11 protein-coding genes are annotated in these 13,059 nt (G+C 69.6%); 7 read left to right on the top strand and 4 right to left on the bottom strand.

Going from position 1 to position 13,059, the window contains the following annotated elements; all coding sequences use genetic code 11:
* The first annotated feature begins 87 nt into the window (after positions 1-87).
* The 3 genes from G4D83_RS11305 to G4D83_RS11315 all read left to right on the top strand — a co-directional run bounded on the left by G4D83_RS11305 (position 88) and on the right by G4D83_RS11315 (position 4,489).
* Positions 88-708, top strand: coding sequence for a sensor histidine kinase (locus tag G4D83_RS11305; RefSeq protein ID WP_240356273.1), 621 nt, complete (start codon positions 88-90; stop codon positions 706-708).
* A 78-nt stretch (positions 709-786) separates the two neighbouring features.
* The gene (gene nla6, locus G4D83_RS11310; RefSeq protein ID WP_163864700.1) at positions 787-2,232 is read left to right on the top strand and encodes an enhancer binding protein Nla6; all 1,446 of its coding nucleotides are present in this window, start codon (positions 787-789) and stop codon (positions 2,230-2,232) included.
* A gap of 289 nt (positions 2,233-2,521) precedes the next feature.
* On the top strand, positions 2,522-4,489 hold the full coding sequence (locus tag G4D83_RS11315; RefSeq protein WP_163864701.1) for an ArsA family ATPase: 1,968 nt from the start codon (positions 2,522-2,524) through the stop codon (positions 4,487-4,489).
* Positions 4,490-4,690: 201 nt separating this feature from the next.
* On the opposite strand, the gene G4D83_RS11320 is transcribed toward G4D83_RS11315, so the two are convergent.
* Positions 4,691-5,389 (bottom strand): hypothetical protein, encoded by a 699-nt coding sequence (locus G4D83_RS11320; RefSeq protein ID WP_176435083.1) that lies wholly within the window; start codon positions 5,387-5,389, stop codon positions 4,691-4,693.
* 102 nt (positions 5,390-5,491) lie between these two features.
* Here G4D83_RS11320 and G4D83_RS11325 point away from each other — a divergent pair, with 102 nt between their 5' ends.
* The 3 genes from G4D83_RS11325 to cmk are packed head-to-tail and all read left to right on the top strand — an operon-like array spanning position 5,492 to position 8,267.
* Positions 5,492-6,460: an acetyl-CoA carboxylase carboxyltransferase subunit alpha gene (locus G4D83_RS11325; protein WP_163864702.1), complete on the top strand. Its 969-nt coding sequence runs from the start codon at positions 5,492-5,494 to the stop codon at positions 6,458-6,460.
* A 26-nt stretch (positions 6,461-6,486) separates the two neighbouring features.
* Entirely contained in the window at positions 6,487-7,578 is a 1,092-nt protein-coding gene (gene hisC, locus G4D83_RS11330; RefSeq protein WP_163864703.1) for a histidinol-phosphate transaminase, read from the top strand.
* Positions 7,575-8,267, top strand: coding sequence for a (d)CMP kinase (gene cmk / locus G4D83_RS11335; RefSeq protein WP_163864704.1), 693 nt, complete (start codon positions 7,575-7,577; stop codon positions 8,265-8,267). The genes hisC and cmk overlap by 4 nt, the downstream gene beginning before the upstream one ends.
* Positions 8,268-8,299: 32 nt before the next feature.
* Here the strand turns inward: cmk and G4D83_RS11340 are convergent, their stop codons facing one another.
* On the bottom strand, positions 8,300-10,438 hold the full coding sequence (locus G4D83_RS11340) for a lytic transglycosylase domain-containing protein (RefSeq protein ID WP_163864705.1): 2,139 nt from the start codon (positions 10,436-10,438) through the stop codon (positions 8,300-8,302).
* A gap of 355 nt (positions 10,439-10,793) precedes the next feature.
* Here G4D83_RS11340 and G4D83_RS11345 point away from each other — a divergent pair, with 355 nt between their 5' ends.
* Positions 10,794-11,027, top strand: coding sequence for a hypothetical protein (locus G4D83_RS11345; protein WP_141648765.1), 234 nt, complete (start codon positions 10,794-10,796; stop codon positions 11,025-11,027).
* Between the two features lie 78 nt (positions 11,028-11,105).
* Here the strand turns inward: G4D83_RS11345 and G4D83_RS11350 are convergent, their stop codons facing one another.
* Both G4D83_RS11350 and G4D83_RS11355 read right to left on the bottom strand, forming a co-directional pair.
* Entirely contained in the window at positions 11,106-12,701 is a 1,596-nt protein-coding gene (locus tag G4D83_RS11350) for a CAP domain-containing protein (protein WP_163864706.1), read from the bottom strand.
* A complete protein-coding gene (locus G4D83_RS11355) occupies positions 12,698-12,997 on the bottom strand; it encodes a DciA family protein (RefSeq protein WP_163864707.1) in 300 nt (99 codons plus the stop codon). Before G4D83_RS11355 ends, G4D83_RS11350 begins: the two co-directional genes overlap by 4 nt.
* Between the last annotated feature and the right edge of the window lie 62 nt (positions 12,998-13,059).

A 13,059-nucleotide genomic window follows, 5' to 3' on the forward strand; every position in this document is an offset into this window, starting at 1 on the left:
GGAGACGAAAAACCCGAGGAGTTTCCGTTGGTTAGCTCGACGGCTGTGTCCAGTAGCGTGGTGCGTGTCCAGGAAGCGACGGATCCCGTGGTGGGCGCTGCCCGCTATGGCGCCGTGCAGACGCTGATGGACAGCCTGCTGCACGACGTCCGCAACCCACTCAATGCGATGGCCATCCACCTGGAGGTGCTGTCGGAGAAGCTGAAGGCGGAGACCGGCCAGGTGCCGCCGTCGCAGGAGAAGAACCTCAAGGCGCTGCGCGACCAGATTCAACGCGTGGATGGAATCTTGAGGCAGTTCTCCGACTTCATCGTTACTCGGGGTGGCACGGCGGGCGAGGTCGACCTGTCGGACGCGACGACGCGGGCGCTGGGCGTGGTGGCGCACGAGGGACGCAAGCGACGGGCCACGGTGCAGGTGGCCGTGGAGGCGGGCGTGCTGGTGCGCCTGGCGGACACTTCCGAGCTGGGCTTCTTCGTCATCCAGGCGTTGCTGCGGGGCTTCCGGCGGGCGGAAGGCGGGGGCTCGGTGCGCGTGACGGTGCGCGCGGAGGGCTCCGTGGCGGTGCTGGAGGTGGAGGACACCGGGGGCGACAGCTCACCGGAACATGCTGACGCGGTGGCGGCCCTGGGGCTGCGCTGTTCGCAGTTGGGCGTGGACCTGCACGTCCGTGGTGGTTCCTGCCGACTCATCTTCCCTCGCGCTTGAGGGCTGTACCGGGCGCCAGGCTTCTCCTTCAGAGTCATCCCCCATTCGCGTCACGACGCAGTACCGGAGGTCTTCATCTTGGGTAGCGCACGAATCCTGGCCGTGGACGACGAACGCGACACGTGCGAGGCGCTGGCGGAGATGCTCAGCTCCTGGGGCCACAAGGTCGAGACGGCCTTCGACGGGCACGACGCCCTGCGCAAGGCTGGCGAGTTCCGACCGGACGTCGTCCTGTCGGACCTCGCGATGCCGGAGACCGACGGCCTGTGGCTGCTGCGCAACCTGAAGGAGGAGCTGCCGGACTGTCCGGTGGTGTTCCTCACGGGCCGCGGCACCATCGACGCGGCGGTGGAGGCCATTCGCGAGGGTGCGTATGACTTCATCGTCAAGCCGCTCGACACCGCGCGCCTGAAGGTCTGCATCGACCGCGCGCTGGAGAAGAAGGAGACGATGCGCGAGGTGCAGACGCTGCGCCGTCGCCTCAAGCAGCTGGGCTCCTCCGACCTCATCGCCCAGTCGGCGGGCATGCGCAAGGTCATCGAGCTGGTGGAGAAGGTGGCCCCGTCCAAGGCCAGCGTGTCCATCAGCGGCGAGTCCGGAACGGGCAAGGAAGTGGTGGCCCGCGCCGTCCACAACCTGTCCCTGCGCCGCGACAAGCCCTTCATCGCCATCAACTGCGCGTCCATCCCCGCCACGCTGATCGAATCGGAGATCTTCGGCCACGAGCGCGGCGCCTTCACCGGCGCGGATCAGCGCCGTCCGGGCGTGTTCGAGCTGGCCCACGGCGGCACGCTGTTCCTGGACGAATTGGGAGAGATTCCCGTCGACCTGCAGGCCAAGCTGCTCCGCGTGCTGGAGGAGAGCCGCCTGCGCCGGCTGGGTGGCAAGGTGGAGCTGGAGGTGGACGTGCGCGTGTTGTGCGCCACCAACCGCGACTTGAAGCAGGAGATCAAGAACGGGCGGTTCCGCGAGGACCTCTACTTCCGCCTCAACGTGTTCCAGATCCACCTGCCGCCCCTGCGCGAGCGGCGCGAGGACGTGCCCATCCTGGTCCAGCACTTCGTGGACAAGTTCCGCGGGGACTCGGCCAAGCGCGTGTCCGGGGTGCACCCGGAGGCGATGGAGGTGCTCAAGAACTACGAGTGGCCGGGCAACATCCGCGAGCTGCGCAACGCGGTGGAGCGCGCGGTGATCCTCTGCGACGGGGAGCTGATCACCCGCGAGCACCTGCCGCCGGACATGGCGGGCAAGGGCCCGGAGCGACACACGTTCCGTCTGCCTTTTGGCCTGAGCCTGGACGCGGTGGAGCGCGAATACATCCTGGGAAGCCTCCAGCGCAATGGCAACAACAAGGCGCGCACGGCGGAGGTGCTCGGGGTGAGCGAAAAGACGCTCTACAACAAGCTCAATCGCTATGCGGCGGAGGCGCGCACCCAGCAAGGCGGGCCCTCGCGCGACAACGGGCCCATGGGCGGACAGGGAAACGATGGCCCGCTGAGCGCCCACAACCTGGTCGCCCGCTGACCTGACGGGTAGGAAATCCCCTCCGGATTCCGCGCTGTTGGAGCGGCTCGGAGGGGGCGTCAAGAAGGCCTCGCCAGGAGGTGCCGAGAGGGGCCGACCCTCCGCGAAACCCCGCGTCAATTCTTGACTTTTGACCTCTGGACAAGGGATTCTGTGGTCGACTCCCACCCACAGGGATGGCCCGGCCGTACAGGTCGACGCACCGGGCAGACTCCGACGCCTTCTTCACGGCAAATCAGGAGTGTGCATCAGAGTGCCGCCGGGGGGGCACAAGGAAGGCCACAACGCAATGAGCGACGCGCGAGTTCTTCACTTCTTCGGCGGCAAGGGCGGCGTCGGCAAGACGACGCTCGCGGCGGCGTACGCGTTGCGGTTGTCGGAGGAGGTCCCGAAGGAACGGGTGTTGCTCGTTTCGCTGGATCCGGTGCGCTCCCTGTCGGATCTGCTGAAGAAGAAGCTCACCGCGAAGCCCTCGAAGCTGGTGGCGGGCAAGGGTGAGGGTGGTGTCTGGGCCCTGGAGCTGGAGCCGGCCGCGCTGCTCAAGCCGTTCCTGGCGGACTACCTGCCCGCGCTGAAGAAGGCCGCTGGCAAGGGCACCCACTTCTCCGAGGAGGAGCTGGGCTCGCTGTATCAGCAGGCCGTCCCCGGGCTGGAGGAGCTGGTGGGGCTCTTCCACGTGGTGTCGCTGCTGGAAGGTGAGGATTTCGACCGGGTGGTCGTGGACTGCTCGCCCACGAGCCACACGCTGCGCCTGTTCGACCTGCCGGTGGGGCTGCGCAAGTTCCTGGGCCTGGTGAAGGCGGGCGGAGACAAGCCGGCGGCGTCCACGGGCAAGGGCAAGAAGGCCGAAGCCGCCGCGGCGGAGCCGACCTACCTGGAAGCGCTGGGGCAGAAGGCGGAGAAGCTGCTGGGGCTGCTGAAGGACCCCGTGCGCACCGCGTTCCACCTGGTGGCGCTGGCCGAGCCGGTCCCCGAGGCGCAGACGCGAATGCTCTTCACCCAGCTGCGCGAGCGCGGGCTGCCGGTGACGGAGATCGTCGTCAACCAGGTGGAGGACCGCGAGGGTTGCCCCGCGTGTCAGGGCCGCCGGGGGCTGCAGGCGCCGCACGTGCGCAAGTTCCAGGCGCTGGACAAGGTCGTGCCGGTCCACCTGCTGGGCCGCCGTGAAGTGGCGCCGCGCGGGCTGGACGGCGTGGGCCTGCTGGCCAAGGCGTGGGCGGGTGGCAAGGAGACGAAGGCGCTGGAGTTCGCCGCCGCGGAGGGCCCTCCGGCCCTGGTGCGCGCGCCGTCCATGCCGCCCATCGCCGCGCCGCCGCTGCCGCCCACCCGGCTCATCTTCTTCGTGGGGCAGGGCGGAGTGGGCAAGAGCTCCTGCGCCGCCGCCGCCGCCGTGACGCTGACGGAGAAGGAGGGGCCGGTGCTCCTCATCTCCACGGATCCGGCGCACTCGCTGTCGGACGTGCTCCAGAGCCGGCTGACGGACACCGAGACGCAGGTGAAGGGCACCAAGGGCCTGTACGCGCGCGAGCTGGACATGGCGGGTTGGTTCAACGCCCTGCGCAAACGGCTCAAGGAGAAGGCGGAGAAGGCCTTCGAGGGCGCGCCCAAGGCGGGCAGTGAAGTGCCCGCGGATCTGCTCTACCTGCGCAACCTCCTGGAGTGCGCGCCCCCGGGCATCGACGAGCTGGCGGCGATGAGCGTGCTCACCGACGCGCTGGTGCAGGAGCGCTTCAAGCGCATCGTCGTGGACTCGTCGCCGGTGGTGAGCTCCGTGCGCGTCGTCGAGCTGGCGGAGACGGCGAAGACGTGGCTGGGCGCGCTGCACACCGTGCTCAACAAGCACCGGGCCAAGGGCCTGGGCGAGCTGGCGGACGACATCGCGGGGATGATCAAGCACGCGAAGCGCTTCGAGGAGGCGCTGGCGTCTCCCACCGAGGCGCGCTTCGTCGTCGTCACGCGCGGCGAGGAACTGGCCGCGTCCCGCACCGAGCGCGTGGTGGAGTACCTGAAGGAGCGCAAGCTCCCGGTGGAGCGCATCCTCGTCAACCGCGTGGGCCCCAAGTCCACCTGCGAGAAGTGCGAGAACCGCCGCAAGCTGGAGCTCAACGCGGCGAAGGCCATCGAGAAGAAGCTGGGCCTGCCCGTCACCATGGCGCCGGCGCTCGGTCGTCACCCGGCCGGGCTGCGCGAGCTGAAGGCGTTCCGGACGGCGTGGTACGCGCTGTCTCCGCCGGCCGCGAAGATCAAGGCGGCTTGAAGCAGCGAGGTGGGGGCCCCGCCATGGTGCTGGTGGCCTCCCACCCGTAAAACGCCCGCCGAGGCCCGTTCCCGTCCGCCCCCGCTGGCACCTTGGCCCTCTCGCATGGGCGGGCCAATCACTCATCTCCAGGTGTTGGTGTAGGCGTGCGAGGCCCGTCATCCCGAGTGATGGCTGGTCAGCACTCGGGCGCGTGACGTCTCAGGCGTCGCACTCCGAGGGCGCATCGGTGAACGTTCCGAGCTTGGGGAAGGTGAGCGCTCCCGCCTCCGTCAGCGTTCCCGTGACGGGGGCCTCTCCTTTCAGGCGCAGCTCCACCTGTCGGCCTTTCACCGTGTACGTGCCTCCCAGCTCGATTCGCTGGGCCTGGCCGTTCACGTCCACGGCGCGCGTCTTGAGGACGGCCTTGCCTCGGGTATTGAAGCGCAGCGCCTGGGTGCTCCCGTAGACGCCGACGCCCGGGCCGAACCAGGAGACGTCGCGCAGCAGGAAGGGCACGTCCGCCTCGCGCTCCGGGACGCGCCCCAGCAGCCGTTGCCAGCCCAGCGTGTCGCGGATGCCGTCGAAATCCGTGTCCTGGCGGGCGCGGACGAGCCGCCGCGCGTCCAGCCGCACCGCCTGGGAGAGGTGCTCGACGATGACGTCCCGGTGGGCGCCGTACTCGCACACCTGGCCCTTCTTGCGCAGGACGCCCAGCGTGGCGGCGGCGTTGTAGCGGGGCAGGGCGTAGGCCGGGTCCTCCTTGGCGGACGCCTGGAACTTCTCCAGGGCCTCCGGGTAGCGCCCGGCCTGGTACAGGCGGAAGCCCTCGGTGTTGAGGGCCTTGGCGGAAGGAGGGGGCGCCTGGGGGGCCGGAGAGGTGTTCAGCGCCAGGACGAGCAGCGGCAGGGCAAGAAACATGGCGCTCCGAATGGGACGGAAGGTGTCCGACAGCGTGACACGGTGCGGTGCGTAACCGCTTGCGCGTTGAAAGGTGCCTTACCCTGGTGCTAGTTCCGCGCCATGGCAACCGGCATCAGTTACGCGCTCGACTTCGAGCGCCCGCTCATCGAGTTGGAAAAGAAGATCGATGAGCTCAAGGCGTTGTCCACGGGTGGCTCCGCGGACTTCACCTCGGAGATTTCCAAGCTCGAGAAGAAGGCGAAGAAGCTCCAGACGGAGATCTTCAGTGACTTGACGCGGTGGCAGGTGGTGCAGATGTCCCGCCACCCCTTGCGCCCCTACTTCCTGGACTACATCCGCATCCTGTTCACTGACTTCGTGGAGCTGTGCGGAGACCGGCACTTCGGCGAGGACCCGTCGATTGTCGGAGGCTTCGCCCGCTTCGATGGCAAGCCGGTGATGGTGATAGGGCACCAGAAGGGCCGCAACACCAAGGAGAACATGGCGCGCAACTTCGGGATGCCGCGCCCGGAGGGCTACCGCAAGGCCCGCCGTCTCATGGAGCTGGCGGAGCGCTTCGAGAAGCCCATCCTCACCTTCGTGGACACGCCGGGCGCCTATCCGGGCATCGGCGCCGAGGAGCGCGGACAGGCGGAGGCCATCGCCGTCAACCTGGAGGTGATGAGCGGGCTGCGCGTGCCCATCATCTCCACGGTGGTGGGTGAGGGCGGCTCGGGCGGCGCGCTCGCCATTGGCGTGGGCAACCGGGTGCTGATGCTCCAGAACAGCGTCTATTCCGTCATCTCGCCGGAGGGCTGCGCCTCCATCCTCTTCCGCGACGCCACCAAGGCGGACAAGGCGGCGGATGCGATGAAGCTCACCGCGCCCGACTTGCTCCAGATGAAGATTGTCGACGAGGTGGTGCCCGAGCCCGCCGGTGGCGCGCATCGAGACCCCGCGAAGGCGGCCGAGGCGCTGGGCAAGGTGCTGCGCAAGCACCTGAGCCAGCTCGCCGAGCTGTCGCCCGACGGCCTGGTCAAGGACCGGTACGCGAAGTTCCGCGCGCTCGGCGTGTTCTCCGGTCGCTGAGGCACGACTCCAAGGCCCCCACCACCATGCGACCTCTCGTTCCTTCCCATGTCGAGACGCTCAAGCCGTACGTGCCGGGCAAGCCCATCGAGGAGACCGAGCGCGAGTTCGGCCTGACGGGTGTCATCAAGCTCGCCTCCAACGAGAACCCGCTGGGGCCCTCCCCGCGCGCGCTGGAGGCCATGCGGCTGGCGGCAACCCAGGTGCATCTGTATCCGGATGCCACGTCATTCCATCTGGTGCGCCGGCTGGCCGCGTCCCTGGGCGTGCAGCCGCAAGAGGTGGTGCTGGGCAGCGGCTCCAACGAGCTGATTGAACTGCTCATCCGCACCTTCACCACGCCGGAGGACGAAATCCTCCTGTGCAAGAACTCCTTCTCCGCGTACCGCATCTCCGCGCAGGCCCACGGGCGGCCCTTCGTGGAGGTGCCCATGCGCGAGGGCTTCCAGTACGACTTGGAAGCCATGGCGCGCGCGGTGACGTCGCGCACGCGGCTCATCTTCCTGGCCAACCCGGACAACCCCACGGGCACCGCGTTCGGCCGGAAGGAGCTGGAGACGTTCCTGGCGGCGGTGCCTCCCGAGGTGCTGATTGCCTACGACGAGGCCTACTTCGAGTTCGTCGACTGGCCCGACTATGTCAGCGGCGTGGAGCTCTTCCGGCGCTATCCGAACGTCGTGGCGCTGCGCACCTTCAGCAAGATTCACGGGCTGGCGGGCATTCGCCTGGGCTACGGCGTGATGGACGCGAAGCTCGCCATGTACCTGCAGCGCACGCGCATGCCGTTCAACCTGACGGTGGTGGCGCAGGCGGCGGGCCTGGCGGCGCTGGAGGACACCGAGCACGTGAAGCGCACGCGGGAGAACAACCGCGCGGGCCTGCGCTACTTCGAGGCGGAGCTGCCGAAGCTGGGCATCTCCCTCACGAAGAGCCACGCGAACTTCGTGTTCGCGGACTTCCGCCGCTCCTCCACCGAGCTGTACGAATTGCTCCTGCGCAAGGGCGTCATCGTCCGGCCCTTCGCGGGCGGGGGCTTCCCCACCTGTCTGCGCATCTCCGTGGGGACGGCGTCGGAGAACGAGCGGTGCGTGAACGCACTGAGAGAGGTGCTCGCGTGAGCGCACGTTGCTTCATCGTCGCCATCGACGGGCCCGCGGGTGCCGGCAAGTCCACGGTGTCCAAGCTGCTGGCGCGTCGGCTCGGTTTCTCCCTCGTGGACACCGGCGCCATCTACCGCTGCGTGGCGCTGATGGCGACGCAGGAGCGCATCCCCTACGACGACGACGCGCGCCTGGGCGAGCTGCTGGAGCGCGTGCGCATCCACTTCCAGGTGGTGGGCGAGGAGAACCGCGTCTTCCTCGGCGGAAAGGACGTGTCGGGGGATATTCGCTCGCCCGAGATTTCCATGGCCGCGTCACAGGTATCCGGACGTCCCGTGGTGCGCGCGGGCCTGCTCCAGCTCCAGCGGCGCCTGGCCCTGGAGTCGAGCAAGGGCTCCATCCTGGAGGGCCGCGACATCGGCACGGTGGTGTTTCCGGACGCCGACGCGAAGTTCTTCCTGGAGGCCAACCCCGAGGTGCGCGCCCGGCGCCGCTTCGAGGAGCTGTTCCAGAAGGGCGTGGAGAGCAGCCTCGACGACGTGCTCGCGGACCAGACGAAGCGCGACAAGGATGACTCCGCGCGCGCGGTGGCCCCGCTGAAGGCGGCGGAGGATGCCATCCGCGTGGACTCCAGCAGCCTGCCGCTGTCGGAGGTGGTCCACTCCATGGAGTCGGAGATTCTCCGCCGCATGGCGGCGCGCGGGTAGGGCGCCCAGGCGCTTGACCCGCTGAGAGCCCGTCAGAAGGTGACGCCCTCCTTCGAGGGGGCGGGCACCACCAGCGACAGTCGGGGCTGCGCGCCCTGGGCGTCGTAGAAGGCGTGGTAGAGGAACAGGTCCGCCACCACCTGCTTGACGTAGCCGCGCGTCTCCCGGAAGGGGATGGACTCCACGAAGAGGTCCAGCGGCAGGTCTCCTCGCTCCTGGGCCCACTTCGCCGCGGCGCTCGGTCCCGCGTTGTAGGCGGCGGCGGCGAGCACCGGATGAGAGAAGCGCTCCATCAACCGCGACAGGTACCAGGCGCCGTAGCGGATGTTCCGGTCCGGCGAGAAGAGGTCCGCGGGCGCGGGGTCCGGCTCCGCGAGCTTCCGGGCAATCTCCGTGGCCGTCTTGGGGATGATCTGCATCAGCCCTCGCGCGTCCGCCGCGCTCATGACCTCCGGCTTGAAGGCGCTCTCCCTCCGCATGATGGCCCACACGAGGAACGGGTCCACCTTGTGTGCCGTCGCCGCCTGCTCCACCGCGTTCGAAAAGGCCCGAGGATAGAAGGCCGCGAGCGCATCCGGCTCGCGTGAGCCGAAGGCCCGGCCCCACAGGTGGCGCGCGGCCACCGTGTGTGCGTGGCCGAACTCGCCCAGGCTCATCAGCGCGTGCGCGAAGGGCAGGGCCTGGTCCGCGGAGCGCAGGCGCGCCACGTGGGACTCCACCTCTTCCGCCGCGTCGCGGAACAGTCCTGCGCGAGTCAGCTCCACCGCCAGCCCCAGCTCGGGCGGGCGCGGCAGCTCCAGCGACAATGGGGGACGAGGGAAGCTGGCAGGGGCGACCCGTCCCAGCTCCTTGAGCCGCTCCGAGGCCAGCAGTGCATAGAACGACGCCGGCGCCACGGTGATGAGGCGCTCGTACTCCGGGCCGACCTCCGCCGCGCCCGCGCCGCCCAGCTCGCGGCTGCGCGCCATCCAGTAGCGCGCCTGCGGGGCGAGGCTGCTCTTCGGGAAGGTGGACACCAGCGACTCCAGCGACGCGCGCGCCTGCGCGTAGTCCGCCAGTCGCAGGTACGCGAGCGAGCGGAACCACAGGCCTTCGTCCCGCCGCCGCGAGCGCGCGTAACGCTCCCCATGCGCGGTGAATGCCTTCGCGGCCTCGGCGAAGCGGCCCGCCTGCAAGTCGAGCCAGCCCGCGAAGAAGGCGCCTTCCTCACCCGCCGACTGCGACGCGTACTTCTTGTCCAGCGCCGCCATCAACAGGCGGGCCTTCTCGTTGTCGTCCGCGCGCAGGGCCCGCCGCGCCACGAGCAGCTCCGCGTCGGACGCGACACTCGCGGGCCCCTTCTGGGCGAGGACGAGCGCCTGGTTCGCCTCCTCCGCGCGGCCCAGCGCGAACAGCGCCTTGGCTCGCAGCAGGGACACCTTCGCCGCCTGGTCCTTCGAGAGCTTCTCGCCCTCCAGCGTCGCCAACTCCTCCAGGGCCCGCTGCGACGCGCCGCCGCCGAGGAATCCCTCCGTGCGCTGAGTGCGCTCCGCGAAGCCCAGCCGCACCGCGGGACGGCGGACCTCGGTGAGCCACTTCACCGCCTCGTCGCCGTACGGATGCGTGGGAAAGCGCAGCGCCACCGTCATGAGGTCCGCCTGCTGCCCGGCGCGATTGCCCGACTCGCCTCGCGCCTGGGCCCGCTGGAAGAGCAGCTCTGGGACGGGCATGGCCTTCACCGCCGCCTCCAGCACGACCGCCGCCTGCTTCGCCTTGCCGGCCTTCAGGAGCGACTCACCCAGCCGCGCCCGGGCTCGCGTGACGAGGTCCAGGGGGGCCCCAGGGGCCTCCAGCACGCGGGAGAAGTCCAGGGCGGCCCCGGCCGCGTCCCCCGCGTAGAAGCGCGCCTGACCCAGGTAGAAGGCGCGGTAGGGCTCCAGCAGGGCGGGAGCGGGGCCGGCCGCCAGCATGTCGCGCGCCTCGGCCGCCCTCCCGTCGGACAGGGCCAATGTGCCCGCCAGCAGGCCGAGCCTCCCCGCATCCGGACACTTCGTTTGCACACACGTGGCCCACTCGCGCTCGGCCAGCGAGGTCGCCTCGGTCTGATGAAGTCGCACGGCCTCCAGGGTTGTCGGGGATTGTCCCAGGGACACCCCCAGCGCCCACCCCGTGACTGTCACCAGCCAGCTCATGTGTTCTTCCTTTCACCACGCGGCTTTGCGGCCTGCCAACGAGACGGCCGCGGCAATCATTCCCCTCTCACGCCAGGGGGGTGGTTTGACAGCGGGGCCGACAAGTCCTAAATCCGCGCGCCATCGGGCCAGTCCAAAAAACTGTTCTTGACCCGTTGCATTCGCTGAAAGCGTTCAGGCGATTACGTGCTCTTGGGTCATTGCAGCCGGCCCATTGCGTCACCCGGGGTGCATCACTACTTTGCGCGGCCGTTACACGCTACCCCGGTCCGTCGTCGTCCAGGCGGGACCTGTCGTCCGGTAACACTGCTCGTTCACAGCGCTCGGGGGGGAAACAGCACAGAGGGAGGGCTCCATGAAGCCGTGTCCAGCCGATCTGCCGCAAACCATCAATCCCGAGGCCGGGCCGAAGCGTGCCGGCGTCGAGACGCATCGCAATCTGAATTGCCACCAGTATGACAACTGCCTGGACGAAGCCGTCCGGCGTGGGTGGCAGTCCTTCACATGCATGAAGTGCCCGATGTATCAGCACGCCGCGCCGCCGCAGATGGGCCTCGAGGCTTACGCCACCCAGCGCCGTCCCGTCTGATTCACAGTCGCTTCACCGTGTGAGGGGAGGCCCCGTTCTAGAGAGGGGCGCCCCACACGGGCAGCACCCGCCGCCTCCCTACTGGACGGCGGCGTAGATGACGGCGACCCAGTACTGCTTCGCGCCGAATCGCTTCGAGTCTCCCCGCACAACGCCCACGCCCACCCGGTTGTTGGTGGCCTCGGTGACGCTGCGGGACTCGGGAAGCGAGGCCGGGTCCCCCACCACGAAGAAATCCACCGAGGCCGTTCCCGCATCCGGGAGCACCTGGAACACGCGCTCGTGCAGAGGCGCCTCGCCGGGCTGGGCCGCGGGCTGGTCCAGCTCCAGCGCATGCTTCGCGTGCGCCAGCGCCAGCGACTCCAGCACCTGACTGCGGGCCAGGGGCGGCAGCTTCTTCGCGGAGCGCCACCGGGCCAGGGCGTCATAGGCCTCCTGCTGGGGATTCTGCGAGTCCTCCGTGGCGGGCGACGAGGCGGTGAAGACCTCCGTCACCGTGGCCTCCGAGCGACCGCCCGCCACCTTGCGCAGCACCACGCCCACGCCCATGAAGCGGAACCCCGGGTCCAGCAGGTTGCGACGGTGGCCCGGGCTGTGCTCGATGCCGAAGTGCGCGGCGAGCGGCCCCGCGGCCTGCCCCAGGTTCTCTCCGGCGCGGCCGTAGCGCGAGCCTGGCGGCAGGCGACGGGTCAGCGTGCTTCCGTCCGGCGCGATGTGCGCGAAGAAACCCTCCGTCGTCATGCGGGTGCTGTAGCCCTGGGCCACGCGCTCCAGCACCGGGTCCGGCATCAGCTCCACCAGCCCGTGCGCCCGGCGCAGGGCGTTGATGCGCTCGTGCAGGGCGGCGCGCGACTCCTCCACCGTGGTGGGCTCCACGTTGCTCTCGCGCTCACCGCGTCGGCGCACTTCGCCAATCTGCGTGAGGAAGAGGGACGTGACTTCCGGCCCCGCGTCGCCCCGGGCGACCACCTCCACCGTGTAGGTGCCGGGCTGGAGGAAGTCCAGGCGGGTGCAGAAGTCGGAGCCCTCCGTGCCGCGCCGGGTGAGGGGGACGATGCTCACCTCGCCGTCCGGCCGCGTGACGTAGATCTCCGGAGCCTGGAGAGGGGGCGTGAGCCTTCCGCAGAGCGTCTGCACCGCGCGCTCGCCGGGCATGACGCGGGGAAACGGTTTCAGCTCCGCCTTGCGGTCCGTGAGCAGCGTCACCAACGCGGCGCGCTTGTCCACCAGGGCCACGCCCACGCCGAAGTGGGAGGCCCGCTCCGTGTTGAGGTCGGTCCGGGCCTTCAGCGACTCGAGTGCATGAGAGTGGGCCCATGCGCGGATGACGAGCGCTCGGGGGGCGGGATCCGCCGCGCCCGCGTCGCTGATGACCTCCGTGAGCGTGAAGAGGTCCGGCGCTCCGGTGAAGGCCCCGCTGAGTGCGTCGAGGGCCAGCCTCCGCGCGGCCACGCTCAGCGCGGGGTCCTCGGCGGGCGCGCGACGTCCCACGCGCTCGAACTCCCGCACGACGTGTTGGGCGGCCTGCCTCTCCATCGACTCGGAGGGCGTGAGCGGGGCCTTGCGCTCCGGGGGCTGGGTTCGTGGATCCACCACCGAGCGGGCGGGCGTGGCGGGGGATGGGGGTCTGGGCGTGGCGGCCAGCATCGCCACCAGCGCGAGCACGACCTTCATCGGTTGTCCCACCGGAAGGAGAGCGCCTTCACCGTGCCCGAGCCCAGTCGCTCATTGAGCTGCGCGCACAGGGAGGTGGCCTCGGCCTCCAGGGTGCGGGCCCACTCGGCGCTGGTGACGGCGATGAGGAGGGTGCCACCCTCCAGCGCTCGGGGAGCGCTATGGCGGGCGATGTGTGCTCCCACCACCGCGGCCCACACGGGTGTCAGGGCATGCCCCCGGCCTGACTCACCCGCGAGGCGAGCCAGGACGCGGGGTAGCAGACTCTCCAGGGACTTGGGCTCGCCACGGGCCATCGCGCGCGATGATGATTCGTGAGAACCTGAAAGCCAACCTCCTGTTGCGTGACGAGGGCGAA

It is taken from the genome of Myxococcus eversor, from assembly GCF_010894455.1.
GTDB classification, from domain to species: Bacteria; Myxococcota; Myxococcia; order Myxococcales; family Myxococcaceae; genus Myxococcus; species Myxococcus eversor.

Excerpts from the sequence above, each read along its gene's own strand:
- G4D83_RS11315 (WP_163864701.1), top strand. The coding sequence starts at position 2,522 with ATGAGCGACGCGCGAGTTCTTCACTTCTTCGGCGGCAAGGGCGGCGTC.
- G4D83_RS11320 (WP_176435083.1), bottom strand. The coding sequence starts at position 5,389 with ATGTTTCTTGCCCTGCCGCTGCTCGTCCTGGCGCTGAACACCTCTCCG.
- G4D83_RS11325 (WP_163864702.1), top strand. The coding sequence starts at position 5,492 with ATGGCAACCGGCATCAGTTACGCGCTCGACTTCGAGCGCCCGCTCATC.
- hisC (WP_163864703.1), top strand. The coding sequence starts at position 6,487 with ATGCGACCTCTCGTTCCTTCCCATGTCGAGACGCTCAAGCCGTACGTG.
- G4D83_RS11340 (WP_163864705.1), bottom strand. The coding sequence starts at position 10,438 with ATGAGCTGGCTGGTGACAGTCACGGGGTGGGCGCTGGGGGTGTCCCTG.
- G4D83_RS11345 (WP_141648765.1), top strand. The coding sequence starts at position 10,794 with ATGAAGCCGTGTCCAGCCGATCTGCCGCAAACCATCAATCCCGAGGCC.
- G4D83_RS11350 (WP_163864706.1), bottom strand. The coding sequence starts at position 12,701 with ATGAAGGTCGTGCTCGCGCTGGTGGCGATGCTGGCCGCCACGCCCAGA.
- G4D83_RS11355 (WP_163864707.1), bottom strand. The coding sequence starts at position 12,997 with ATGGCCCGTGGCGAGCCCAAGTCCCTGGAGAGTCTGCTACCCCGCGTC.